This is a genomic window from Pseudoalteromonas obscura (assembly GCF_030135505.1).
GTDB lineage: Bacteria > Pseudomonadota > Gammaproteobacteria > Enterobacterales > Alteromonadaceae > Pseudoalteromonas > Pseudoalteromonas obscura.
Genome location: NZ_JASJUT010000013.1, coordinates 178993 through 205298, shown reverse-complemented (window position 1 = coordinate 205298; position 26306 = coordinate 178993). Strand labels below are relative to the sequence as shown.

General features: G+C 40.9%; 29 protein-coding genes. 24 read left to right on the top strand and 5 right to left on the bottom strand.

Annotation, left to right across the window (positions count from 1 at the left end; genetic code table 11):
• Positions 1-120 precede the first annotated feature (120 nt).
• Positions 121-1647 (top strand): fumarate hydratase, encoded by a 1527-nt coding sequence (locus QNM18_RS23675; RefSeq protein WP_211008892.1) that lies wholly within the window; start codon positions 121-123, stop codon positions 1645-1647.
• 51 nt (positions 1648-1698) lie between these two features.
• Here the strand turns inward: QNM18_RS23675 and QNM18_RS23670 are convergent, their stop codons facing one another.
• Positions 1699-1866 (bottom strand): hypothetical protein, encoded by a 168-nt coding sequence (locus QNM18_RS23670; RefSeq protein ID WP_284138610.1) that lies wholly within the window; start codon positions 1864-1866, stop codon positions 1699-1701.
• 421 nt (positions 1867-2287) lie between these two features.
• Between QNM18_RS23670 and QNM18_RS23665 the strand changes: the two genes are divergently transcribed.
• From QNM18_RS23665 to QNM18_RS23625, 9 genes are all read left to right on the top strand, one after another.
• Entirely contained in the window at positions 2288-3328 is a 1041-nt protein-coding gene (locus QNM18_RS23665; RefSeq protein ID WP_284138615.1) for a Leu/Phe/Val dehydrogenase, read from the top strand.
• A gap of 60 nt (positions 3329-3388) precedes the next feature.
• Positions 3389-4054, top strand: coding sequence for a CatA-like O-acetyltransferase (locus QNM18_RS23660; protein WP_211008895.1), 666 nt, complete (start codon positions 3389-3391; stop codon positions 4052-4054).
• 379 nt (positions 4055-4433) lie between these two features.
• Entirely contained in the window at positions 4434-5204 is a 771-nt protein-coding gene (locus QNM18_RS23655) for a DUF3450 domain-containing protein (protein ID WP_023402253.1), read from the top strand.
• A gap of 6 nt (positions 5205-5210) precedes the next feature.
• Entirely contained in the window at positions 5211-6575 is a 1365-nt protein-coding gene (locus QNM18_RS23650; protein WP_211008896.1) for a MotA/TolQ/ExbB proton channel family protein, read from the top strand.
• Entirely contained in the window at positions 6575-7099 is a 525-nt protein-coding gene (locus QNM18_RS23645) for a MotA/TolQ/ExbB proton channel family protein (RefSeq protein ID WP_023402251.1), read from the top strand. The genes QNM18_RS23650 and QNM18_RS23645 overlap by 1 nt, the downstream gene beginning before the upstream one ends.
• A 14-nt stretch (positions 7100-7113) precedes the next feature.
• Positions 7114-7518 carry an ExbD/TolR family protein gene (locus QNM18_RS23640; protein ID WP_023402250.1) on the top strand — a complete coding sequence of 135 codons (405 nt, stop codon included), beginning with the start codon at positions 7114-7116 and terminating at the stop codon, positions 7516-7518.
• On the top strand, positions 7518-8132 hold the full coding sequence (locus tag QNM18_RS23635; RefSeq protein WP_211008897.1) for an energy transducer TonB: 615 nt from the start codon (positions 7518-7520) through the stop codon (positions 8130-8132). The genes QNM18_RS23640 and QNM18_RS23635 overlap by 1 nt, the downstream gene beginning before the upstream one ends.
• Positions 8133-8142: 10 nt before the next feature.
• The gene (locus QNM18_RS23630) at positions 8143-9405 is read left to right on the top strand and encodes a tetratricopeptide repeat protein (RefSeq protein ID WP_211008898.1); all 1263 of its coding nucleotides are present in this window, start codon (positions 8143-8145) and stop codon (positions 9403-9405) included.
• Between the two features lie 143 nt (positions 9406-9548).
• On the top strand, positions 9549-10571 hold the full coding sequence (locus tag QNM18_RS23625) for a hypothetical protein (RefSeq protein WP_284138609.1): 1023 nt from the start codon (positions 9549-9551) through the stop codon (positions 10569-10571).
• Here the strand turns inward: QNM18_RS23625 and QNM18_RS23620 are convergent.
• Together QNM18_RS23620 and QNM18_RS23615 are read right to left on the bottom strand one after the other, a co-directional pair.
• Positions 10558-10923, bottom strand: a complete 366-nt coding sequence (locus tag QNM18_RS23620) for a conjugal transfer protein TraR (RefSeq protein WP_284138608.1) — start codon at positions 10921-10923, stop codon at positions 10558-10560. The two genes, QNM18_RS23625 and QNM18_RS23620, sit on opposite strands and share 14 nt — an antisense overlap.
• A gap of 42 nt (positions 10924-10965) precedes the next feature.
• A complete protein-coding gene (locus QNM18_RS23615; RefSeq protein WP_284138607.1) occupies positions 10966-11946 on the bottom strand; it encodes a tRNA-dihydrouridine synthase in 981 nt (326 codons plus the stop codon).
• Between the two features lie 195 nt (positions 11947-12141).
• Here QNM18_RS23615 and QNM18_RS23610 point away from each other — a divergent pair, with 195 nt between their 5' ends.
• From QNM18_RS23610 to QNM18_RS23560, 11 genes are all read left to right on the top strand, one after another.
• Positions 12142-12603, top strand: coding sequence for an HvfA family oxazolone/thioamide-modified RiPP metallophore (locus QNM18_RS23610; RefSeq protein ID WP_211008902.1), 462 nt, complete (start codon positions 12142-12144; stop codon positions 12601-12603).
• A gap of 39 nt (positions 12604-12642) precedes the next feature.
• A complete protein-coding gene (locus tag QNM18_RS23605) occupies positions 12643-13488 on the top strand; it encodes an HvfB family MNIO-type RiPP peptide maturase (protein WP_284138606.1) in 846 nt (281 codons plus the stop codon).
• Positions 13488-14258 (top strand): HvfC family RiPP maturation protein, encoded by a 771-nt coding sequence (locus QNM18_RS23600; RefSeq protein ID WP_284138605.1) that lies wholly within the window; start codon positions 13488-13490, stop codon positions 14256-14258. Before QNM18_RS23605 ends, QNM18_RS23600 begins: the two co-directional genes overlap by 1 nt.
• 388 nt (positions 14259-14646) lie before the next feature.
• Positions 14647-15192 (top strand): adenine phosphoribosyltransferase, encoded by a 546-nt coding sequence (apt, locus tag QNM18_RS23595; protein ID WP_211008904.1) that lies wholly within the window; start codon positions 14647-14649, stop codon positions 15190-15192.
• 5 nt (positions 15193-15197) lie between these two features.
• Positions 15198-17669 (top strand): DNA polymerase III subunit gamma/tau, encoded by a 2472-nt coding sequence (gene dnaX, locus QNM18_RS23590; RefSeq protein ID WP_284138604.1) that lies wholly within the window; start codon positions 15198-15200, stop codon positions 17667-17669.
• A gap of 59 nt (positions 17670-17728) precedes the next feature.
• Positions 17729-18055 carry a YbaB/EbfC family nucleoid-associated protein gene (locus tag QNM18_RS23585; protein WP_010368987.1) on the top strand — a complete coding sequence of 109 codons (327 nt, stop codon included), beginning with the start codon at positions 17729-17731 and terminating at the stop codon, positions 18053-18055.
• A 130-nt stretch (positions 18056-18185) separates the two neighbouring features.
• Complete coding sequence (locus tag QNM18_RS23580) at positions 18186-18767, top strand: rhomboid family intramembrane serine protease (protein WP_284138603.1); 582 nt, start codon at positions 18186-18188, stop codon at positions 18765-18767.
• 131 nt (positions 18768-18898) lie between these two features.
• A complete protein-coding gene (recR, locus tag QNM18_RS23575) occupies positions 18899-19498 on the top strand; it encodes a recombination mediator RecR (protein ID WP_211008907.1) in 600 nt (199 codons plus the stop codon).
• Positions 19499-19792: 294 nt separating this feature from the next.
• A complete protein-coding gene (locus QNM18_RS23570) occupies positions 19793-20161 on the top strand; it encodes a hypothetical protein (protein ID WP_211008908.1) in 369 nt (122 codons plus the stop codon).
• A gap of 174 nt (positions 20162-20335) precedes the next feature.
• Positions 20336-20887, top strand: a complete 552-nt coding sequence (locus tag QNM18_RS23565) for a hypothetical protein (protein ID WP_284138602.1) — start codon at positions 20336-20338, stop codon at positions 20885-20887.
• Position 20888: 1 nt separating this feature from the next.
• Complete coding sequence (locus tag QNM18_RS23560; RefSeq protein WP_284138601.1) at positions 20889-21233, top strand: hypothetical protein; 345 nt, start codon at positions 20889-20891, stop codon at positions 21231-21233.
• 47 nt (positions 21234-21280) lie between these two features.
• Here the strand turns inward: QNM18_RS23560 and QNM18_RS23555 are convergent, their stop codons facing one another.
• Positions 21281-21733 carry a helix-turn-helix domain-containing protein gene (locus QNM18_RS23555; RefSeq protein WP_211008910.1) on the bottom strand — a complete coding sequence of 151 codons (453 nt, stop codon included), beginning with the start codon at positions 21731-21733 and terminating at the stop codon, positions 21281-21283.
• Between the two features lie 192 nt (positions 21734-21925).
• On the opposite strand from QNM18_RS23555, the gene QNM18_RS23550 reads away from it, so the two are divergent.
• The gene (locus tag QNM18_RS23550) at positions 21926-22228 is read left to right on the top strand and encodes a helix-turn-helix domain-containing protein (protein ID WP_211008911.1); all 303 of its coding nucleotides are present in this window, start codon (positions 21926-21928) and stop codon (positions 22226-22228) included.
• Between the two features lie 210 nt (positions 22229-22438).
• Positions 22439-24355, top strand: a complete 1917-nt coding sequence (gene htpG / locus QNM18_RS23545; RefSeq protein WP_211008912.1) for a molecular chaperone HtpG — start codon at positions 22439-22441, stop codon at positions 24353-24355.
• 166 nt (positions 24356-24521) lie between these two features.
• Here htpG and tpx read toward each other — a convergent pair whose 3' ends face one another.
• Positions 24522-25109 (bottom strand): thiol peroxidase, encoded by a 588-nt coding sequence (tpx, locus tag QNM18_RS23540; protein ID WP_211008913.1) that lies wholly within the window; start codon positions 25107-25109, stop codon positions 24522-24524.
• Positions 25110-25297: 188 nt separating this feature from the next.
• On the opposite strand from tpx, the gene QNM18_RS23535 reads away from it, so the two are divergent.
• Complete coding sequence (locus QNM18_RS23535) at positions 25298-26302, top strand: response regulator (RefSeq protein ID WP_211008914.1); 1005 nt, start codon at positions 25298-25300, stop codon at positions 26300-26302.
• Positions 26303-26306: the final 4 nt, after the last annotated feature.

The following is a 26306-nucleotide window of genomic DNA, read 5'->3' as shown; positions in this document are numbered from 1 at the left end:
AATAGGGGCACCCAAAGATTTTGTGACTTACTCGCAGTATTACTGGTTATTCGTTAGCATAGTACTACTTATCAAGAACATGCCATTTAGTTAGATTAAGTGGCTAATAAAGGAACCGTCATGAGCATTATCCGTCAGCAAGATTTTATTGATAGCATTGAAGATGCGTTACAATATATCTCTTTTTACCATCCTCTTGATTTTGTACAAGCATTAGAAAAAGCTTATAACAATGAGCAAAGCAAAGCCGCTAAAGATGCAATTGCACAAATCCTGATCAACTCGCGTATGTCAGCTGAAGGCAAGCGTCCACTTTGCCAAGATACGGGTATTGTTACCTGCTTTGTAAAAGTGGGTATGGACGTAAAATGGGACAAAACGGATTTAACTGTACAACAGATGGTTGATGAAGGCACACGTCGCGCCTATACAAACCCAGACAACCCATTGCGCGCTTCAATCGTTGCAGATCCTGCTGGTAGCCGTAAGAATACAAAAGACAACACGCCATCTGTGGTACATGTAGATTTAGTCCCTGGTGCTGAGGTTGAAGTGATGATCGCTGCTAAAGGTGGTGGTTCTGAGAATAAAACTAAAATGGCGATGTTAAATCCATCGGATGACGTTGCTGCTTGGGTCGAAAAAACGTTACCAACAATGGGGGCAGGCTGGTGTCCACCGGGCATGATTGGCATTGGCATTGGTGGAACAGCGGAAAAAGCAGCCGTTTTAGCTAAAGAATCCCTGATGGACCCGGTAGATATTCATGACCTTCAAGAGCGTGGTGCTGAGACAGCGGAAGAAAAGCTACGTTTAGAAATCTTTGAAAGAGCGAATAAACTAGGTATTGGTGCCCAGGGCCTTGGTGGCTTGACGACGGTTGTTGATGTAAAGATCAAAACTGCACCTACTCATGCAGCATCAAAGCCTGTAGTTATGATCCCGAACTGTGCTGCTACTCGTCACGTACATTTCACGCTTGATGGATCTGGCCCTGCAGATCTTAAAGCGCCAAAACTAGAAGATTGGCCTGAAGTGACTTGGGAAGTGGGCGAAGATACGCGTCGCGTAAACTTAGACACATTGACTAAAGATGATATCCAAGATTGGAAGATGGGTGAAACAGTATTGTTATCAGGTAAAATTTTAACTGGTCGAGATGCTGCTCACAAGCGCCTGCAAGAAATGATTAATTCAGGAGAAGGCTTACCGGAAGGTGTGGACTTTACTAATAAGTTTATTTATTACGTTGGTCCTGTTGATGCGGTGGGTGATGAGGTGGTAGGTCCTGCTGGCCCGACAACTTCTACGCGTATGGATAAGTTCACTGACTTAATGTTAGAGAAAACAGGGCTTGTTGGTATGATAGGTAAAGCAGAGCGTGGCCCAGCAACTGTAGAGTCTATCAAGCAAAACAAGGCTGTATATTTGATGGCTGTAGGTGGTGCTGCTTATTTGGTTGCGAAAGCGATTAAGAAATCTCGTGTTGTTGCTTTTGAAGATTTAGGTATGGAAGCAATTTATGAGTTTGAAGTGGAAGATATGCCTGTAACAGTAGCTGTAGATAGTGAAGGTGCAAATGCACATACTCAAGGGCCTGCTATCTGGAAAGCAAAAATTGAAGAGCTTGATAGTAAATTAAGCTAATTTCTTCAAAAGGCAGGCTGTTCTAATCTCAGCCTGCCGATGCTACTGTTATTAGCACATTTGACTACCAGGCGTTATTTTTGCACATCGAGGAGTACCTGTAATCCCAGGGATCCCCGGAGGGCCCCCAGTACCGCCAGCCACAAACATGGTTTTATCCATCTTTACATCATTATCCGAGAGTGTTTTAAGTTCTTTTTTTACTAACTTTACTTTCATTTAAATATCCTTTTGAACTCTTAATATTATTATTTAATTTGCCGATACGGCTCTTTGTATATTATATGCAAAATTGAATCGGTCAATTGGTTACGTATGAAACATTTAATAGTTTAAAATTCTGAGTGAAATTTAAGCATATTTGGCGTGTAAATTTATACTTACAAGAGATTCTTTGTTTACGTTTACGTAAACAGAAAGTGTGAATTAAAGAGGTATTTATAATTAAATATGTTTATAAGTTAATCTATATTGGATTGAACTTTCCTATTTGTTTTTTATATTGGATTGTTTATGTGTGATGGTGAGATGTTCAGCTTAGATCATCTCATTTGCTGGATTGACTAATGGGTTAATGATAGAGTCAGGCCAATTTCAGCGCTATCTGACATGGTCAGACAATAATCGGAGAATAATCAAAGTGGCTGTATTTAACCAAGTTGAATTTGATAACCATGAACAAGTTGTGTTTTGTTCTGATGAAAAATCGGGTTTAAAAGCGATTATCGCAGTACATAATACTAAGTTGGGGCCGGCTGTAGGCGGTTGTCGCCTATGGGATTATGCAGAAGATCAAGATGCAGTTTACGATGTTTTACGTCTTTCAAAAGGCATGACATACAAAAATGCTGTTGCACGTCTTCCGTTTGGTGGCGGCAAGTCGGTGATCATTGGCGATGCAAAAACAGTCAAGTCTGAAGCTTTATTCAGAGCATTTGGAAAACACTTAGAAAGACTAGGTGGTAGCTATTACTCTGCAGAAGATGTAAACATCACAACTGGTGATGTGATGATGATGCATAAAGAAACCAACTATGTACTTGGTCTTGAGGGTAAAAGTGGTAACCCTTCACCATTTACTGCACTAGGTACGTTTTTGGGCATCAAAGCGGCTTATCAACACAAACATGGTCATCAAGACCTATCTGGCGTAAAAGTCTCTGTTCAAGGTCTGGGTGCTGTTGCTTATAGTTTATGTAAGTATTTACACGAAGCAGGCGCACAGCTTTTTGTGACTGACATTAATGAAGCTTCAGTTGCGCGCGTAGTGAACGACTTCAATGCAACCGCTGTAGCAATTGACGAAATCTATGACCTAGATGTAGATGTTTATGCTCCTTGTGCTTTGGGTGCGACTGTAAATGATGAGACTATCCCTCGTATCAAGGCCTCAATCATTGCTGGTTGTGCTAACAACCAATTAGCAGAGCCTAGACATGGTGATGTGCTGCGAGAAAAAGGAGTTCTTTATGCTCCTGATTATGTTATCAATGCGGGTGGCATCATTAATGTTTATTACGAAACAAAACCTGAAGGCTATGATGAAGCACTAGCAACAAAACATGTTGAAGGCATTTTTGATACGCTAGCGGAAATATTTAAGCGTTCAGACGACGAACAAAAATCTACCCATGTTATCGCGGATGAGCTTGCATTAGAAATCATCGAAAATGGGCTGTGATAGATTAGTATTGCAGCTATAATAGAGGGCGATTATCGCCCTTTTTTTGTCGCTGTATTTATGAAAAAAATAAATCTAACTACTTGGGAACGAGCTGAGCATTTTCAGTTTTATCAGCAATTCGATGACCCAAACTTTAATGTTGTCACTTCTCTTGATACTCATTCTTTATATGTAGATGCACAAGAGGCAAAGCTGCCTTTTTCGGATTGTTATCTATACTGCTTAACACAAACGCTGAGAGCATGCGACTTTATGCGTTTGCGCATTGTTGATAGTGCCCCTGTAGAAATTGATGACGTAGCAATTAGTAGTACATTCTTGGCAGAGAACAAAACTTTCAGATTTATTTTGTTAGAAAACTGCGATTCCATTGATGAATTTGTCACAAAGAACCAAGCTAATAAGCAGCGAGGGCTAAAACAGCGATTACTAAATGAAGAATTTATGTCTCAAAGTGATGCTGTCGATCGAGTTTATGTTTCTATATTACCTTGGTTTGAGGTATATGGATTCAAGCATGCTCGTCATAATGGGGATAATTTAGGCATCCCTAAAGTTGTTTTTGGTAAATTTAACAAGGAGAAAAATAGCTTATCCGTAGCAATAGAGGTACATCATGGATTGGTTGATGGGTATCATTTATCACTGTTTTTAGATGAATTCCGTCGTCAGATCATTGCGTTATGTGAATATTTGCAAAGTAAAAAAAATTTCAGGGGCTGATAATATTGTGTTATATGCAATTCTTTTTTCCTGCGAAAATATTCTAACGCAATGAAAAATAAAGCCAAACTGATGATTTTTAATGTAGATGAAAACAAAACTTGGTTAATTTTTAACTGTAATAAATTGTTAATTAAGTTGCTTTGTGTATGAAAAGTAAGTGATTTAAGTTTTTTTTCTTTGTTTTGTTGTTAATGCAATGTTTTATTTCAAGTTATTAGAAGTACTATCGCAAAATTAGTTTTAAACATGAAGTTGACATGGGCAAATGCATTTAGCATTATTGCACGGTTGATACTTCTAAAAAGGTATCCGGGGTACTCTTCTTTAGTTGAGTGCAAAAATTATAAAAGTAACATTACTTAATTGGTTGGGAACTATGTCTGTTAAAATCAGAAAGAGTCTTGTAGCTTCAGCGTTATTTGGCGCAGCAGCATTTGCAAGCAGCAATGTGATGGCAGATCCTTTGAATGACATACAGAAAGTAGGTCAGCAAACTCAAAAGGCTGCTCAAAAGTCTCAAGAAAAAGTTGATAAAATTTACGGTCAGTCTATCGATATGATCGCTGAATATCGTACTACTGTAGATGAAACAGAGCTTCTAAAAGTATACAACGACCACGTTGCACGTTTGGTAGCGGACCAAAATGCAAATATTGAGTCTCTAGAGCGTCAGATCGCAACAGTTGATAAAACTAAGCAAGACGTTGTGCCTTTGATGTATCGCATGATTGATACACTCGAGCAATTCATCAAAGCGGACGTCCCGTTTGATACAGAGAAGCGTTTAGAGCGTGTTGAAAGACTACGTGAAACACTATCTAACGCAAAAGTAACCACTTCTGAGAAATATCGTCAGGTACTTGAAGCATACACAGTTGAAACTGCTTACGGTACTGCAATGACTGCTTCTCAAGGTTCACTGGAAATCGACGGTAAAAATATCAACGTTGACTTCGCACGTCTAGGTCGTATTGCATATGTTGCTCAGTCATTCGATCAAAAGAATGCATGGGTTTGGGACAACAGTGCAAAGCAGTGGCAATCACTAGGTGAAGAATATCTTAAGCCTATTAAAGACATGATCCGTATTGCACGTGGTCAGGCTGCCCCTGAACTAGTTAAACTTCCTATTTTCGGCGCGGAGTAATAAAACATGAAGAAGCTATTTAAAGGTTTTGCAGTTGCTGCAGCATTAACAGTTTCTGCTGGTGCCGCGTTGAATGCACATGCAAACACTGAAGCACTAGACAAGATCCTTGAGCAAGTTAAACAGAACCGTATCTCTGAAGGTAAAATTAACAAAGCTCGTGAGCAAGAATTCTTGTCTGAGCGTGCTGACAAGCAGGCTCTACTAAACAAAGCTAAGCGTGACCTTGCTGCTGAAAAAGCACGTGGTGAGCGTCTTAACAAGCAATTCAAGCAAAACGAAATCACTCTTTCTGAGAAAGAAACTGAGCTAGTAAACGCACAGGGTACTCTTGGTGAGATGTTCGGTGTTGTACGTCGTTCAGCGGCAGATGCTATCGGTTCAATCGAAGCGTCAATCGTAAGTGCTGAAAAGCCAGGACGTGCAGAAGTTCTTCGTTCTCTAGCAGCAGCTAAAGAGCTTCCAACTACACGTGAACTAGAAGAGCTTTGGATTGCTTTCCAAACTGAAATGACTGAATCTGCTAAGACATCTACTTTCGAAGCTGAAGTAGCTGAATTAAGCGGTGACATCAATGTTAAGCCTGTTACTCGTATCGGTAACTTCAACCTAATCACTCAAGACGGTTATGTTGTTTACGATGCAGAGAACAAATCAATTGTTCCTCTAGGTAAGCAGCCTGCATCAAACGTTGTTGCTACAATTGGCGACCTTCTTAACACGCAAGCTAGCAGCTACGTACCTTTCGTAGTTGACCCAACTCGCGGCGCAATTCTTCGTCTAAACACGCAGAAAGCAACTCCAGAAGAGCGTTGGCACCAAGGTGACACGGTTGGTTACATCATCACAGCATTGTTAGCGCTAGGTGCATTAATCGCACTTGTACGTTTCGTTGACCTTATGCTTGTTGGTGCGAAAATCAAATCGCAAATCAAGAATGCGAACAACCCAAGTGACAACAACCCACTTGGTCGTATCTTGAAAGTTTACCATGACAATAAGAACCAAGACGTTGAAAACCTTGAGCTTAAACTTGACGAAGCTATTCTACGTGAAACGCCTCGCATCGAAGCTGGTATCAACATCATCAAGATCCTTGCTGCTATCGCACCGCTACTAGGTCTACTAGGTACGGTTGTTGGTATGATCTTAACGTTCGAATCAATTACTCTATTCGGTACTGGTGATCCGAAGATCATGGCAGGTAACATCTCTCTAGCACTTGTTACAACCGCTCTTGGTCTAATTGCTGCGCTACCACTAATCCTACTTCACGCTATTGTAGCAGGTCGTAGTAAATCAATCCTACACGTTCTTGACGAGCAAAGCGCGGGTATCGTTGCTGCGCACGCGGAGAAGGAGAAAGCATAATGCTAGTCCTGGTGGAGACGTGGGAATCTATCAGGGATTTTGTTGCTACAGGCGGCGACGTACTGTTCGTTGTCGCGATGGCACTCTTTCTTATGTGGGTATTAATGATTGAGCGCTATTGGTTCCTATTAGTTGAATTCCCTAGAATGCATAAGGGGATTGTAGCTAAATGGGATGCCCGCCAAGATACTACATCTTGGTACGCACACAGAATCCGTGAAGCATGGGTTTCTGAAGCGTCTGAAAAATTAGATGAGCGTATGTTGATTATCAAGACATTGGTTGCAATGTGTCCATTAATCGGTCTACTAGGTACAGTTACAGGTATGATTTCGGTATTCGAAACCATGGCTACACAAGGTACTGGTAACCCGCGTTTGATGGCATCAGGCATTTCAATGGCAACGATACCAACAATGGCTGGAATGGTTGCGGCACTATCTGGTGTATTCTTTAGCACTCGCCTAGAAGCGAGAGCAAAAATGGCTAAAGAAAAACTTATCGATAGCTTGCCACATCACTAGAGAGAGATATAAATATGGCACGTAAACAGCGTTTTCGTGAAGAAGAAGAAGCAGCAGTAGATATGACGCCGATGCTTGACATCGTATTCATCATGTTGATCTTCTTCATCGTAACTACCTCTTTTGTTAAAGAGGCAGGCATTGAAGTTAAAAAGCCAAAAGCTGCACAGGCTCAAACTAAGAAAAATGCAAACATCTTTATCGCTATCCGTGAAAACGGTGAGATTTGGATGGACAAGCGTCAAGTCGATGTTGAGCGTGTAAGCGCTAACCTTGAGAACCTATTGGCTGAACAACAAACTGAGACTGTCATTATCCAAGCGGATAAAGGCGCTAAGCACGGTGTTGTTGTGAAGGTAATGGACCAGATCAAGGCAACTGATGATGGACTGAAGATTTCAATAGCTGGAGCTAAGTAATGATTCGATTTCTGTTTTCACTTCTCGCAGGTGGGGCAGTAACTTTCGGCTTATTCTTCTTTATGTCTTACCTCATCTCCGGTGGAGCTGAAAGGGCAGACAACCAAAAAGAAGAGATCATAGTCGAGATTATGTCGAATCCGCCTGAATCAGATGTGCAGGAGAGGAAGCGTGTACCGCCTCCACCTCCTCCACCGCCTAAGCAGCCGCCTAAACCGCAGCCGCCACAGCCAGAGAACTCAAACCCTGCTGCTGGTGCAATTGGTTTTAACATGCCTAGCATCAGTATTGGTGGTACGGCAGGTGGTCTAAGTGGCCCTGGTGATTTCGGTCGTGATGGTGAAGCAACACCTATCGTTCGTATTGAACCTAAATACCCGCCACAAGCAGCGCGTGATGGTAAAGAAGGCTGGGTACAGCTTGAATTTACAATCAATGAGCTGGGTGGCGTAGAAGATATTAAAATTATCGCAGCTGAACCTAAGCGTATTTTCAACCGCGAAGCGCAACGTGCACTTCGTAAGTGGAAGTACAGACCAAAGATTGTTGATGGTAAACCACAGAAACAATTTGGTATTCAGGTTCAACTTGATTTCAACCTTAACCAGGACTAAGGAGTAAGATATGAAGCAAATGTCAAAAGCAACAGCTCTTGCTCTGATGATGTCTATAGCTGGCGGTGCTCTAAGCACCGCAGCATTTGCAGCGCCAGATCCAGCAAAGATCGAAGCGCGCAAAAGTGCTAAGACTAAAGTCATGGGTGAGCGTGTTGGTAAAAAGGTCATCAAAGCATTTGACCTATACAACGAAGATAAAGTTGACGAAGCAATCACTTTACTTCTTGAAATCGATGCGTCTGACGATTTTGATAAGGCTACGGTTAATCGTTACTTGGGTAACCTTTATGCTCAGAAAGAAGAGTATAAGACGGCTATCAAGTATATTCGTCAAGCAGTAGGCCCTGATGTACTTAACTTTAAAGATCATGCTGATCTATTAAAGTTACTTGGTGACCTATTAATTGGTACTGAGCAGTATGAAGGTGCTAAAAAAGCTTATTACGACTGGATGGACTTTACGGGTGAACAAGACCCTAAAGTTTATGGTCGTATTGCTCAAGCAAACTACGAGCTTAAAAAGTTTGCTGATGTAATCGAGCCTGCTGACCAAGCGATTGCTTTAAATAAAGAAGAACCTAACAAGTCCTATTACATGCTAAAAATCGGTTCATATTTTGAACTGAAGCAGTATCAGAACGCTGTTAGTGTTGCCGAAACTCTTGTTAAAATCTTCCCAGAAGATAAGCAGGTTTGGACTCAACTTGGTTCATTCTATATGCAGACAGAACAGTACCGTAAAGGTCAAACTGTGATGGAGATTGCATATGACAAGGGCTATTTTGATAAAGAGAACCACTACAAGATCCTTGGTAGTTACTACTCATTGAATGAGATACCTTTTAAAGCGGCTAGTACGTTTGAAACGGCTATCAAAAACAAACACATTGAGCGTACAAAGCAAAATGTGACTGCGACGGCAAGTTACTTCCACCAAGCGAAGAACATTGACAAAGCAGCGAAGTACTACGAAGAAGCAGCAAAGTTTGATGACGACCCAGAGATGTACAGAAAGGCTGGTAGCTTATTGCTACAAGACCTTCAGTATGCAGCTGCTGTTGTTCGTTTAAACAAAGCGCTTGAGCTTGGCTCGAAGAAGAAGGGTACTATCTACTCTGATTTGGCTGAAGCTTATCTTTATCAAGAGAAGTACAAGCAAGCATACCGTGCAATTATGAAGGCTCAAGAAGATCCTAAAACACGCAGGTTTGCTCGCAGCTGGGCTGCATTCATTAAAGAAAAAGCACAGCGTAAAGGCATCAGTCTTTAATTTAAAAGCCCCGAAAGGGGCTTTTTTATTGCTTGTAACTAAAGTTTGATTCAAAACATATTCCTGTCGAAAAGTTTGCGTAAACTATGCTATGCATTCCATTGTGTGGCGATCTCTTTAAATACTTACGAAGTGGAGATTTGATGTTGAGAAGTCTTGGTATAGCAACTGTGTTGAGTTTAACGATGTGCTTAGGTGCTTGCAGCGATCCTAAAGAAACGATTAATCTAGCGCAATTTGATAAGCAAATCCGTGCTTTGAATTGGTTTTCTGCTGGTAGCACGAATGCAGTTGTTGAGAAGGTTATGCCTTTCGATGAAGCCTACTTATCTCGTCGTCATACGTTACTTGAAAACCTCGACCATACAAACCTTAGTCTTGATAATGAACACACATACGCCTACCTCCAAATTCAGCAGCGATATCCGGAGCGGTATCTGATATGGCCTGCCCAAATTAATGTGCTAGAGTCGGCGGTAAAACACTTTTCTCACGAAGAAATAGATGCTTGGTTATCTCTGGTAAAGTTGAAACTGAAAACGGGTAGAGAAAGTAAAATTTTACTATCGCGTATTGAAAAGGCACAGATTTTATCTTATCTAGAATCCACATCTTACAATAGTAAAGCCGTTCGCGAACTAGCGCGCTATTTACACAATTACAATACCCGTTCAGGGGTCGGTTTATCTCAACACCCGAACGGAAAAGAGTGGTATCAGAGCAAACTAAATTACTATACCGGGATTGTATATGCGCCTCACGAACTGGCGGACGTTTTGAGTCAGACAACACAGAAAATTTCCGAACCAATTCGCTTTAATTGGCAAGCCAATGAAGAATTGCTATCAAGGCCAATGGCATTGAGTCTGCTGGGTGATAAGTGCAAGCCTGTTGCTGGTATGAATTGGCGAGATCTATTTATCAATATTCGTAAAACGGTATCAGAGTGTGGATCTTTACTAAATAAAGAGCAACTGTCTATTGCGGCGACGCTCGCAGAGGTGGACATTGGTGTACATATGTTTGCTTGGTCTCAACAGCAAGCAATGCATAGGTTACAATCACGTTTAGTGATAGATGAAGCGCAAGCCTATGCGTTACTAAAAAATATTGTATTTTTCCCAGCTACAACACTGGCCTATTTACCTCATTTTAAGCATCTGTAAGAACTTTTGCGGGGCTGCATTGACTGCATCTTTGGGTAGCCGGATCTTGCTCTAAAAGGGGGTCTTCAATTTCTTGTTCGCAATCACAACAAAAACCAAATTGACCGATGTCGATTTGACACAATGCTGCTTCAATTTGCACAAGCCGCTGGTAGCTAGGGAACTGGCTTGGGCAAATCTTCTCATTGATACTATCTATCCAGTCTGTCGGTGACGTACTTTCTAGCACTTCCGCGAGTTCTAGAATAACTGGATTCGTGTTGGTTTTTAAGTCTTGGATAAAGCTTGTTCTAGTCTGAACAAGCTCGTTCCGTAATTTTACTTGGCATTGCTTTAGTAGATTTTCATTCATGGGCAGGTTCTCCTCTGAATGCCCATTATCTAATGCAATCAGTTAGATGTTATGATTTGAATCAAGTGACGGAGATTTTGCGTATTTCTGAAGCACGGTAACTACATCTGATTTTGTTTTTAAACGTTTAATTTCTTCAAATAAACAATGTGCTTCAGGATATTGTAACTTTAAGTAGCCTAACCATTGTTTGGTTCGCGCAGAAAAATACTTTTCGCTGACATTCTCGTCCTGATGCATCGATGAGTTGAGAATATGGTACACAACTTCTTGCCAGCTCAGGGGACGGTATATTCTATTGCTAACATGTGCTTTGATTTTTGCAGCTAAGTCGGGTGTTGCGAGTGCGCCTCGACCAAGCATAAGATCTTCACATTGACTTTGCTGTTGGCATCTTAGAGCATCTTCTACTTGCCATATTTCACCATTGGCAACAACAGGTATGGAGAGTCGTTTGAGCAATGGCGGGATCTTCTCCCAGTATGCTGGGGGTCGATAACCATCTCGTTTTGTTCTTGCGTGAATAGCTAAGCTTGATGCACCTGCGCTTTGCACGGCATCTACAATCTCGGTACTGTTGGCGTCATCATCAAAGCCCAATCTAATTTTTGCGCTGACAACGTGTTCTTCTGGGACCGCTTCTCTAACAGATTTGATGATTTGGTAGATTTGTTCGGGCTCTTTAAGTAAAACGGCACCGCCTTTACTTTTATTTACTGTTTTTGCTGGGCAGCCAAAATTGAGGTCAATACCGTGAGATCCCAGTTTAACAGCTTTTCGGGCATTGGCTGCGAGTACGTGTGGTACTTGCCCTAACAATTGGATCCTTACAGGTGTTCCTGCACGGGTAAAACCACCGTTCAGCAATTCTGGGCAGTAGCGCACGAATACTCTTCTTGGCAATGTTAAGTCAACAACTCGAACAAACTCGGTGACACAAAGGTCAAACCCACCGAGATCTGTCAGTAATTCACGCATTTTAAAGTCGACAACGCCCTCCATTGGGGCCAATATAAGTTTCATCAGTACTGCACCAAAATAAAATTCGCGCTATTCTATATGAGATGGAGCGAATTATTAATATAAATCTTATCTGTTCCTCATACACTAACTGCCCATTTGTGTGGCTCTACACTCAAAATAGAAAAACTTTGAAATTAGTTTTTAGGTAATAGGGTCTATTAAACGAACCCGAATTAATGATTGAGAGAAATAACGATGAATACAGTAAAGAAAAATTCCTTAGCGTTAACATTAACAGCTGCAGTTGCGAGCACGGCAGCACTTGCGTCAAGTGAAGCAAATGCAAACCCATTTTCGTACGAAGTACTCACAGCTGGTTATCAACTAGATGCGAGTGAAGGTAAGTGCGGAGAAGGCAAATGTGGCGGTGATGCTAAAAATAAAGAAGGCAAGTGCGGCGAAGGCAAATGTGGCGGTGATGCTAAAAGCAAAGAAGGTAAGTGCGGCGAAGGTAAATGTGGCGGCGCAAAGAGCAAAGAAGGCAAATGCGGCGAAGGTAAATGCGGTGGCGCAAAGAGCAAAGAAGGTAAGTGCGGCGAAGGTAAATGTGGCGGCGCAAAAAGTAAAGAAGGTAAGTGCGGCGAAGGCAAGTGTGGCGGCAGTACAAAAAATAAAGAAGGTAAATGCGGCGAAGGTAAATGTGGTGGTAGCCACTAAACTAAATTTGGCTACTTTGTAGAGATAGGAACTGACAACGTGATAACGAAAGATACTTTTGGCAATGTAGGGCTAGGGCTGCGCAGAGAAATGCTCGATGATGTACTCAGTGCCCCTCCAACGACTGTAGATTTTTATGAAGTGGCTCCAGAAAACTGGATGACGCTAGGCGGAAAGTTTGCAGCTCAGTTTGCTCGTTTAACCGAGCAGCATAATTTTGTTTGTCATGGACTATCGTTATCACTAGGTTCTTGTGACGCACTTGACACTAAGTTTATAGCTGAACTTAAAGTATTTTTTGATCAGCATGATATCAAGTGCTATAGCGAACATCTCAGCTATTGTTCGGGCAATGGGCACATGTATGACTTGATGCCCATTCCATTTACAGAAGAGGCAGTATTACATACAGCAAAACGGATCGCTGAAGTACAAAACCGCCTTGAGAGGCGAATAGCTGTAGAAAACGTTTCTTATTACGCGGCCCCTGGTCAAGAGATGAGTGAAATAGATTTTACCCTTGCGGTTTTGCAAGAGGCAGACTGTGATTTACTTTTAGATGTAAACAATATTTATGTGAACTCCATTAACCATGGCTACGATGCTGAAGCTTTTCTTGCCGCATTACCATCTGAGCGCATTGCATATGGGCATATCGCAGGGCACTATGTTGAAGCACAAGATTTACTGATCGATACACATGGCGCTGAGGTATGTGATCCAGTGTGGCAACTTCTGCAAAAAGCGTACAATATCCATGGCGTGTTCCCAACTTTACTTGAGCGGGATTTTAATCTTCCTCCAATGAACGAGTTGCTTACAGAAGTAGAACAAATTCATCAAGCGCAATTATTACATCAGAATGAACAAAGGGGTATTGCCTAATGTCGTTTCATCAAGTGCAAGCTGATTTTGTCGCGCATATCAAGGACCCTCAAAACTTTGAAAAGCCGTCTGATGTCGAAGACCGAAGAATGCAAGTTTACAGAGAACTATTCTTCAATAATGTTGAAGGGTTTATTGCTTCCGCATTTCCCGTTCTGAAAAGCTTATACGATAACGATGATTGGCTGGCTCTGGTTAGGCAGTTTTTTGCTCAACACAAATGTGAAACGCCATACTTTTTGGAGATCAGTCAGGAGTTTTTAAGATATTTAGACGAAGAGTATAACACCACCGAAACAGATCCTACTTTTATGTACGAATTGGCTCATTATGAGTGGGTTGAACTGAATGTCTCGATATTAAAGCGCGCACAAGGTGATGGCCTTTTTGAGGAAGATATTGACGAGTCCGTCCCGCTATATTTATCGAGTGTTGCTCAATGTGTGCAATATACTTACCCAGTGCATCAGATACAAATTGATTTCCAACCAACTGAGCCTGAAGGGGGACCTTTTAGCTTTGTTGTGTATAGAGACTCAGATGAAGAAACGCGATTTATTGCCCTCAACCCGATGACAAACCTACTGCTGGCTAGCATTGAGCTAAGCCCTGGCATATCGGTATCCCAACTTAGCACTCAATTGTCTGAGCAAATACCTGGATTTACAGCTAAGCAGCTTGAAGTAGGCGCTTTGCAAACCCTACAGCAGTTTACACAGTTGGGTATTGTTGTTGATAAAGTCGACAGTTCAACTTTATTGAAAGCTTAAGTTCTATTATTATATAGCTGCGAATCGTGCTAACTCCTTGTTTTTCCTTTAATAGGGTCAAGGCTATATTTTTTAAGGTAACCCTTATGTCAGATACTAAACGTAAAGATCCATTCAATGTGAAGTACTTTTTTGCTTTTTTGGTCTGCTTTGTTTTTGTTGGATGTCTAAATGCGATCCTTGGTTGGATGACTTTAGGAAGTTAAAGGCTAGATTATCCTCCTATAGAGGGTGAAATTTAATTCGTGGGTCACTTCTTCATCTAGATTGGCCCATTTATTGAGCCCTTTAGCGTTTTTTCTTCGATTTTTCTCCATTGCCATTTAAACTCGATCCTTTCTTGTTATAATCATCTCCTTTCTAAAATAAATCTGAAAAACGAACGATTATGACACAACAAAATTTGTCTTTGATCAAAAATAGCATCGCTACAGTACCTGACTATCCAAAAGCAGGCATTATGTTTAGAGATGTAACAACTTTACTCGCCAGCCCAGAAGCCTTTCAAGCGACAATGGATGCATTTATTGATGCGTACAAAGGCCAAGGCTTTGATAAAATCATTGGTACTGAATCTCGCGGGTTTATTTTTGGTGCGCCCTTAGCACTAGCGCTTGGTATCCCTTTTATACCTGTCAGAAAGCCAGGCAAATTACCGAGAGAAGTTATTAGCCAATCTTATCAACTAGAGTATGGTGAAGACACATTAGAACTGCATAAAGATGCTATTGAAGAAGGTGACAAGGTATTACTTGTTGATGATTTGTTGGCTACAGGTGGCACCATTGAAGCAACAGCAAAGTTAGTTTCACGTTTAGGTGGTACTGCAACCGATGCTGCCTTTGTTATTTCATTGCCAGAATTGGGCGGTGAAGAGCGTGTTGCCGCATTAGGTATTAATATTCTAAAATTAGTAGAGTTCGACGGCGAGTAACATTAATGAGCTATCAGGTCTTAGCAAGAAAGTGGCGACCACAGTCATTCCATGAAATGATGGGTCAGGAACACGTAAAGCAGGCATTGATTAATGCCTTGAATGAGCAAAGGTTACACCATGCTTATTTATTTACTGGCACCCGGGGGGTGGGCAAAACGACTATTGCTAGGATCTTTGCAAAAAGCCTGAACTGTGAGTTAGGCATATCTTCCACGCCTTGCGGCCAATGTGGGACGTGTGAAGAAATTGAGTCAGGCAAGTTTATAGACTTGATTGAAATTGATGCGGCTTCAAGAACAAAAGTCGAAGATACTCGAGAGATTTTAGACAATGTTCAGTACGCCCCGACTCGTGGGCGTTATAAAGTGTACTTAATTGACGAGGTTCACATGTTGTCAAAGCATAGTTTTAACGCTCTGCTAAAGACATTGGAAGAACCTCCTGAACATGTCAAATTTCTGCTTGCTACCACCGATCCTCAAAAGTTACCTATTACGATATTGTCTCGGTGTTTGCAATTTAATTTAAATGCAATGGCTAAAGGCCAAATTGTAGAGCAACTATCAAAGATATTGCCTCAAGAAAACTTTCAATTTGAAGAAGAGGCATTACATATTTTAGCAAAAGCTGCAGATGGCAGTATGCGTGATGCGTTAAGCTTGACTGATCAAGCTATTGCGCAAACAAATGGTCATTTGACAGTCAATGCGGTTCAGCAAATGTTGGGGCTTATGGACAGCGCTCATGCGATGCTATTAATGAGTGCGGTGCTTTGCCAAGATGGCAATGCATTGATGGCAGAGATTGACAATATTGCACTTAAAAACGGAAACTTTGTTAGTGTGATAGATGATTTAATCGCTCTTTTGCATGTTATCCAGCTTACTCAATTGGTACCGCAAGCAGCTCATGTAGGCCAGTTTGATCAACAACAAGTGAAAACATTGGCAGAGCAAATCTCAGCGCAAACAGCGCAGTTGCTATATCAATTGCTTTTGACTGGTAAAAAGGATTTAAATTGGGCGCCAGACGCAAAGCTGGGTTTCGAAATGGTTATGCTTAGGCTACTCGCGTTCGAAGGTAGCGATTTTGCACAATCAAATGCGCCAATGCAGACTGCGTCAACAAGTCAGCCTGTGGCAAAAAAATCTAAAGCAGGTGCTTTGCGGGATATACTAAACAACAATCAAAAAAAAACAGTTATCGAGCCGCATGTAGTTAATTCTGAGCAGTCACAAGCTGCGTCTAGCAATATATCACAGACACAGCTAGCGGATCTGTCACCGGTAGAATCATCACTGACTACGGAAACTCAGGCCTCACAAATATCACATACACCGCAGTCGGTTCCGGTTCAAGCTGCACCAGCACAGGTGCCAACATCTCAGAATACACAGCTTCAGCCCCCGCAGGAGCGTGCAAATGCAGCAGCGGGACAATCCGTTAGGACGCCAGAGTCAGCAAAGTTGGATTCTGCACCGCCGGTACAAAGTGCTATGCCTGAGTATGAGCAACAGTACAATGACATTATGGCACAGGCAGCTGCGCAGGGATTTAATGAACACGCTCAGCAGCCGAGTTACTCTAGCGATAATTCAGAAGTTCAGAACACAGTGCAAAGTGAAGCTCCAACTGGGCAGCTATATGCACAAAAGCAAGGACAAGCACAATCTGCTATCGCAAAAATCTTACAGAACAGACAAATCTCTGGTGCAGGCAAATTGCTTGGAGGCAATGATACGCCAAAAAAGCTTGAATCAAGCAATCGCGATACTCAGGGGCAATTGCCACCGTCAAATATCAGTAGTAATACAAATCGTGATATACCGGTATCGAGAACTAAAGTGGAACAATCTCAGGCTATATCAAATCTCAGTGATCAGCCAGCGGTAGCGAATGTCCCCCGCAGTGAGCCGCCAAGTCGTCCAAAGAAAGTTGAAATTACGGAGCGATTTAAAAAAGATGAGAGTAAGCTTGCGCCTGAGTTGCTGGAGCAACTATCTCCTCAACCCGTAAAAGAAGAAGTACAGGAACATGTCATTGAAATGCCTATTCCTGAAAACTTTACAAGCCCAATAAGCAGTTTAAAATTTGCCTATGAAAAAGATGACTGGGCAAACTTGATTGAAAAGATGGCATTGAGTGGTCGAGTCAGGCAATTTGCTTTGCATGCCATGTATGAAAAACAAGGGAGCGTTTGCGTATTGCAAGCGGAACAAAGTCAACAGCATTTAGACTCCCCGATGTTGCGTGATAAATTGCAACAGTCTTTTTCTCTGACATTAAATGAGCCAGTAGAATTGAGAATGGAATTTATCGACAAGGTACAGGCAACACCGTTTTTGATCCAACAAGAAATTGATCAACAGCGCTACCTAGAAGCGGTTGATGCTGTCAATTCAGATCCGATCATCCAAACTATGGTTGCTGAGTTTGATGCAGTGGTCAACGAAAAATCGGTAAAGGCATTGTAATTGGTTACAATAGCCCTTATCTTTTAGCCAATTAAATTATTGAAGTAAGAGAGCACACTATGTTTAAAGGTGGAATGGGCAATATCATGAAGCAAGCTCAGCAAATGCAAGAGCGCATGGAAAAAGCCCAAGAAGAAATCAAAAGCTTAGAAGTAACAGGTGAAGCAGGTGCTGGCCTTGTAAAAGTAACTATGCTTGGTAGCCACAATGTCCGTCGTGTAGAAATTGATGAAAGTCTGATGGAAGATGACAAAGACATGATCGAAGATTTACTCGCGGCAGCAGTAAATGATGCAGTACGTCGTGTTGGTGAAGAAACGCAAAAGCGTATGTCTGAAGTAACCGGCGGTATGCAAATGCCTCCAGGCTTCAAAATGCCGTTCTAATTTAGATATTAATAACTTATACAAGTTATTTGTAGCGGTCCAATTTGCTTACTGGCGAATGAGTGAAACTACTCAAATGGACCGCTTTATCCTCTCATCTAAGTATCACTCTAGATAAACAGGCATGCTCATGTCTCGTATCCTTTTCCCTAAAGACTTTAGATATATAATCGGTGCATCCTTGGTAATGATAGGGTGTATGTTACTTGGCTTTATTGGCGTACCTATTGAACGACTGGGAATAGTTGCGCTAGAAGAAGACTATCTCATTGGTATTGTTACAGCGCCATTTGTTCATGGCTCTTGGTCACATTTAAGTGGCAACCTTATTGGTTTGTGGATTTGTGGTTACATTGCAAGTAGGCAACCAAAGTTCAAAAGAGTCAGCGTCGCTATCGTAATTATGACTGGTGCCTTGGTGTGGCTTTTTGCCGGAGATGGCAATCATATTGGCTCGTCAGGTGTGGTGATGGGGTATTACGGTTATTTATCCGGCGTCGCTGTATTCCAACGTCACCTTACAGGCATTATCAGTTTAATCGCACTTGCAATATTGACGTATTTAGCAAATATAAACCTTTTTGGAACACTGTTTAATTTCTCCGAAAATATTAGCACTGAAAGCCATCTGTTTGGTTTTTTAAGTGGCTTGTTGTTAGCGTATGCCATCAGGTCAAAACGTTGGAAAAACTTAGCTAAGAACGAAAACTAAACACTGTTCGGCTATTTTCTGACAAATAGATAAGGTTGTAATTTAGATGTCTTTCAATCGGGCGTTTGATCCCTTATGATCGCATTTTATTAAGAAAAGTCAGTGGTGTTTTCACACCTATTTGAGGATATATGCAGTTATCACCTAAATTGGCAGCCTTAGTCGAAGCGCTAAGATGCTTACCAGGAATTGGTCCTAAGTCTGCACAGCGAATCGCATTTCATTTGTTGGAAAGAGACCGAGATGGAGGGGCTCAATTAGGCAACTGTTTAAGCCAGGCAATGCAGGATATTGGTCACTGTGAATCTTGCCGAACGTTCTCTGAAACTCCGGTGTGCGATATTTGTCAGAGTGTAAAGCGTCAGGATACAGGGTTGCTATGCATAGTTGAGTCACCTACAGATGTGCTTGCGATTGAGCAAACTGGTCAATATACCGGGCTATACTTTGTGCTTATGGGTCACTTATCTCCACTCGATGGAATAGGCCCACAAGAGATCGGTTTAGATAAGCTTCAGCAAACATTACAAAAGGGCCAGATTCAAGAAGTTATTCTTGCGACAAACCCTACTGTTGAAGGGGAAGCAACAGCTCACTATATTGCAGAGTTGTGTAATAATCTCAATGTTAAAGCGTCGCGCATAGCGCATGGAATGCCTGTTGGTGGTGAGCTAGATCTGGTTGATGGCATGACGTTAATGCATGCATTTTCCGGCCGAAAAGTATTGTAAGTATTACATTTTTTTCTTAAAAGATTAAGAAAAGAGCGACTTGAGGATGGTTTTTGAGCTGTGCTTGGCGTGCAAGTATATTTTGTTTAAAAGTTGTAAAATTAAAAGTTGCAATTCGGAATAGAGAAATTTATTATCGTGTGACTGATAGTATTTAAACGATTTGCGTGGCTCAAAGCATTGTTATTTAAACTCACTTTTTTTGGAGTAGAGCTTAATTAATGCTAATGCATTACAAAGAATGTGGGTAAATTGAACACGCTATCTTAGCTAGATACATATAAGGTTTTTATTGTGATAATGCTCATCGCTGCTACATTGCTTTATGTTCTTGTTATTGCCATTTGCTTTACTGTGATAGTGAAAGGCCACAGTTTGAATTTTATCGAAAAGAGAATAAAGAATGTAGTTGTAAAAGAAACAACTGTGGAAGATAAGGATATTTCTGAAAAAGAATATCATCAAGCATACGAGATCGTAGATGATTTAGCCGTTGTATTGGAATGTAATAATGATATGGTCAAATACAATGGTGTCAAAAGTGTGTTTAAGCGAGTTGAAGCCTTTAGGGATCAAAAACAGCATACAGAACACGAGCAGGCAGCACCTGCAGCTGAAGAAACAACAAAAAATAAAACAGCCAATTTGTGGGTGGTTAAATAGCATTTTTCGCAATGACTGTGCTGTTGCTAAATACGACCCGTATTGAGCTGGGTGATTAACAAGAAAGTGACTTAGATATTATCGGAAAAGTCTTTTCAAATACTGGTGTCAATAGGTATACCTTGCTCTGGTTTGAAATAACTGGAGGCAACCTGAAAGTATTAGCAAAATTTTATGAATGAGTTTTTGGGTATAATTTCTTGGATTATCGTAGGGCTTCAGTTTTCGGTACTAGGATGCTTTCTTTACCTTTTTAAAGAGCGTCGACGAGAATTAATTTTTGGCGGCAGTAAAAGTTTAAAAAATAAATCTGATCACGAGCTACACTCTTGTTTTTTAACAACCATAACCTCAGTGTTTTGCCTTCTTCTTTTTGAACATCTACTCAATAGCTTACTTGACCTGCAAATAGACAAAATGGTGCGTAGGCAAATATTTTATTTTATTTCCGCATGTGGTAATGCGTCGTTTATCATAGCACTGACTTTATTACATGCGATCAGAGGGTGCACTTTCTCCCCAGTTGCAAGGTACTCTTGTTACTTATTGCTGATTGGTATGGTGTTAAAAACAGCACAGTTACTGATGGCTGGTTATTTAGATATAACCTCATTTAAACACTATTATTCAATTTTGGTATTGATGACAATCGTCTTGCAACTTTTCCTTATCGCAAAATATCCGTTTGATGTAATAATGAAAAGAAAATACGCAAAGGAATGTTAGGATGCCATTTTTAATTGTACTGCTTTTAATTCACTGTTTAGTGATCTGCTTTATTCTCGCTGCGATTATTAACGGCCATTCACTGTCTAAATTTGAAGAGAAGATCCGTGAGCTATTTATCAAACCTACGGGCAATGAGGAAGTGCCTGAGGAGCTCTATGACGAAGCGTATGAGATTGTAATGGATTTGGGTAAAGCGCTTGAGATCGACAATGACATGACTAAACATGACGCTGTTCAAATGGCATTAAAGCGGGTGGAAGATTTTAGAGATGATTCTAAAGACTACCAACTCAAACAAAACAATGAAGAGCAAGAAAAAGTAAAATTAAAAGTGATTAAGTGAATTAATTGCAGGGGGCTAGTTCGTTTAAAAGCCTCTAGACTTTATCATTAGCCAACCTTTTTGTTTTCGATGCTGGCGTGTTTATCTAAAAATGGTTCTAAATCTCTCAGTAAAATTTTTCCGCAACTGTCAAAGTTGACGTCTTTCCCTCGTTTAAACCACCCTAAATGACAAATAAATAATAAACTTTCTTTTGCAGTTTGAATAAATTTTGATTCAAAGTCTTTACTAAACGGCTGGCTGCTATCTCTTTGGGGTGCTTCAGTGGTTAAAGTGGTCGGATTGGGTTGGTCCTCGCCAGTGATCAGCCAACAGGCGTGATTTTCTGTCAATGGGTGCGTAAAGAACTTTTCAATCACGGACAAAGTAGGTTCCCTTTCTCCCTTCTCATACTTGCGATAGGAGGCTGTAGGTATATCTAATATCTCAGAAAAACTGATTTGAGATTCTTCCAATGAAACCCGTAGTTGTTTCAATCTTGTAGCAAAAGATGTTGACATATAACCCAATCCGATCAATTATTTACTCAGTTGACCCAGATAGCCTACATGAAATGATATAAGTTGTCTAATTGGGTCGGGGTTAATTTTAATCATTTTTTCTGATGTACGTATCTAGTGAGCGCATTATTTGCTCAACATGTACTTTTAAATTCAATGTCAGAACAATGATATAAATAATATGGATATGTTATGAGTATAATCTCTAGAAATGAGCGCTCTCGAAGAGCACAAACGCAAGACGCAAAGCGCTATATTCAAATGACAATACGTAGAATGCGTCAAGATATGAACTTGACTCAAGCCCAGTTAGGTAAAAGCTTAGTAACGCCTGTCGATCAGGCGACTATCTCCAACTGGGAATCTGGTAAAACTGAGCTATCTGCATCGCAACTTTTGGATGTGATGATGTTATTTGGTAAACCAAACTTTCTCATGCTGCTGGAACAATGTGATATTGCTGAAAGTGCTTTTGATAACCAGAAAACAGCTTAGTCCCCTGACTCACATGATTTAAGTCACTGTGCTATCTCATTAGGTAGCACAGTTAAACTATGACAATTAGATCCATGAATCGTCACAACCTACCAAGTAGAAAAAATTTTTACTTTCCTCTTGAAAAATGACATCGAAGCACAATATATCGTTTCATAATACGATTAACAGCTTAAAACCCTGTATACCAAATAGATTAGGATATGGTCGATGTCTGATATTAAAAACAAAGAAAATCATCAGTTTGGAACAGATGTAGGTAAACTATTAAACCTTATGATCCACTCTTTATACTCAAATAAAGAGATCTTCTTACGTGAACTAGTTTCAAATGCTTCTGATGCAGCTGACAAGTTACGCTATCTAGCTTTGCAAAATGGTGACCTTTATGAGGGTGATGCTGAGCTTAAAGTAAGAATCAGCGCTGATAAAGATGCTAAAACAGTCACCATTTCTGATAATGGTATTGGTATGACCCGTGACGAGGTGATTAACTCTCTAGGCACAATAGCAAAATCAGGCACAGCTGAGTTTTTTCAAAATTTAACTGGCGATCAAGCTAAGGACTCACAGTTAATCGGTCAATTTGGTGTAGGTTTTTACTCGGCATTTATCGTCGCTGATGACGTTACAGTGCGCACACGCAAAGCGGGTGAGCAGTCAGCTGTTGAGTGGCAGTCAAAAGGTGAAGGTGAATATAGCCTAGCTGAAATCGAGAAAGCTGACCGAGGTACCGAAATTGTTTTGCACCTTCGTGAAGAAGAAAGCGAGTTTTTAGACGAATTCCGCCTACGTTCAGTTATTACTAAATATTCAGACCACATTTCAATCCCTGTAGAAATGTTCAAAGCACCTGTCCCTGAATCGGAAGGGCCGGACGGTGAAAAAATTGAAGCTCAACCAGGTGAGTGGGAAGCAATTAACCGAGCAACAGCACTTTGGACACGTGATAAGTCAGAGATCTCAGAAGATGAGTATAAAGAGTTCTACAAGCATGTTGGTCATGATTGGGAAGAGCCATTAACGTGGGCTCACAACAAGGTAGAGGGTAAGACTGAGTACACTAGCTTATTGTATATTCCTAAGAAAGCCCCATTTGATATGTGGAATCGCGATCGTCAAACTGGGCTAAAATTATACGTCCAACGTGTATTTATCATGGATGACGCAGAGCAGTTTATGCCGAGCTATTTGCGCTTTGTAAAAGGCTTACTTGATTCTAATGATCTGCCATTAAACGTGTCACGTGAAATCTTGCAAGATAACAAAGTGACTCAGGCAATTCGTAAGGGTTGTACGTCTCGTGTGTTGAAAATGCTTGATAGAATGGGTAAAAACAAGCCTGAAGAGTATCAAACATTTTGGAATGAATTTGGCCAAGTTATCAAAGAGGGCCCGGCAGAAGACGCTGCAAACAAAGAAGCAATTGCTAAGTTACTTCGTTTTAGCTCAACACATACAGATGAAAGTACACAAAACGTCGCATTATCTGAATATGTTGAACGTATGCAAGAAGGACAAGATAAAATTTATTATGTTGTTGCAGATAGCTTCGCAACAGCTAAAAGCTCTCCGCACCTTGAAATTTTCCGCAAAAAAGGCATTGAAGTCTTACTAATGTCGGATAGAGTCGATGAGTGGATGATGGGGCACCTCACTGAGTTTGACGGTAAGCAGCTGCAGTCTATTACACGTGGTGACTTAGACTTAGGTGACCTTGAAGATGAAGAGTCGAAAAAAGCGCAAGAAGAGAGTGAAAAAGAGGTTGCTGGACTAGTTGAGCGCATCACTGAGTCACTAGGTGACAAAGTGAAAGAGGTACGCTTCACGCACCGCTTAACAGATTCCCCAGCTTGTGTGGTTGTCGATGACCATGATATGAGCTCACAAATGCAGAAGCTAATGGAGTCAATTGGTCAGTCAGCGCCAGAGAGCAAGCCAATTTTTGAGCTTAACCCTGACCATCAGCTAGTTAAGCACCTGAACGATGAGCAAGATGAAGACAAGTTTGCTCAATGGTCAGAAGTATTATTAGATCAGGCATTACTGGCTGAAAGAGGTAGCTTAAAAGACCCTGTTGGCTTTGTAACGCGCTTAAACAAGCTAATGCTAGATTTGAGCAAGTAAGAGAAGTTACACTCTACAATGAGTTATAGAAAGCGCCCAACTGCTCAGGTTGGGCGTTTTTAATTACGCTTTTTAAAACTGCCCCGCAGCCGTTTCTATTCAATTAAATCATTAAAAAAGCCAGCGAGAGCTGGCTTTTTCTAAAATCTACTTTAAATTTTGTGATTTAGAGTGTATCTAGTGACTTTATCACATCAGCATAGTTGGGCTCAGAAGCAAGGTTACTGATGAGCTGCTTATATTTTACTTTATGCTCTTTATCTAGGATAAATACGGCTCTACTTAATAAACCCATATCTTTAATCAACAGGCCATATTGCTCTCCAAAGTTTCGCCATACTGCATCGGATAACGTTTGAATTTTATCAACGCCCTCTTGCTTGCAGAAACGTTTTTGAGCAAATGGTAAGTCAGTACTTATTGTCAACATCACAATATTTGGATACTCAGATGCCACTTTTTCATTAAAATATTTGGTTTGTAAGCTACATATACCAGTGTCCAAGCTAGGAACGACACTGATGACAACAGCTTTTCCATCAAACTGTGATAGCGACACAGGCGTAAAATCGGCATTAACTACTTTAAAGCTCGGTGCTTGTTCACCGACTGCGACGCCTGAGCCAAGTAAAGTGACGGGCTTACCTCCAGCTGTAACTTTACCTTTATCTAATTGGTTTTCGCCAAGCGTTGCACTGGCTGAAAAACAGCTCAGCGCGAAAATGGCTGTTGTAATAAAGGGAACTCTACGCATAACGTATTCCTTTTTAAATTTTTCGCAATTCACGACAGTGTATTATACTGATTTTATATAACCAAGCTTTGGTAGTAATTTGGATTGTAAATTAATCATGCATTGATTAACATATTTAATCTAAACACTGCTGTTTGATAACTATAATTAGAATTTTGGGTATTGTACCCAATATATAGAGAGCTTTTATGTCAACACCCATCCTAATCTGTGATGATTCCAAACTAGCAAGACGGCAACTTGCACGGTCTTTGCCTGATGACTGGGATATAAAAGTTGAGTTTGCAGAGCACGGATTGGACTGTATTGAGAAAATAAAACAGATCACGCCTGAAATTTTGTTTTTAGATCTCAATATGCCACATATGGATGGTTATGAAGTATTGCAAGCGATACAAGAACAAGGACTGAATGTTCTGACTGTTGTTGTATCAGGAGATATACAACCCAACGCCCATCAACGTGTGATGGAGCTTGGGGCGATAGATTTTATTAGAAAACCGTGTGATGCAAAAAAGCTTGAAGAAATTATTACTCAGCATGGGATCAAAGACAAAGCGATCCGCGAGAGCTTAGTTCACAAGCTTGGCGAGCAAATTGAACCTGAGCTAAGAGATATTTATCAAGAAATTGCAAATGTAGCAATGGGACAAGCTGGCGACTTGTTGGCTAGGTTACTCAATGTTTTCGTGGAATTGCCAATACCAAATGTCAACGTCTTAGAAGTCAACGAATTACATATGGCCTTGCAAGCAATAGATGCAAATGCCTCTACATCTGGTGTATGCCAAGGCTTCATTGGTGGTGGTGTGTCGGGAGAAGCATTGCTGCTATTGAATGATTCTAGTTTCAAAGAAATCGCGTCTTTAATGAAATATGAAGGAGAGTTGAACCAAAAGGTTGAACTCGAACTGCTGATGGATATTAGCAACATATTGATTGGTGCGATATTAACAGGCCTCTCTAAACAGCTCGATATGCCATTTAGCCAAGGACATCCCGTCGTTCTTGGGCAACACTGTGAGGTATCTGAGTTGGTAAAAGCCAATAAAGCAAGGTGGCAGAGGACCCTAGCAATTGAAATCAGCTATGGAATTGAACACCATAATATTAACTGTGACTTGATGCTACTATTCACTGAAGATTCTTTGAAGACGCTAAAATTTAAAGTCGCATACTTATTAGAAGATTAGAATT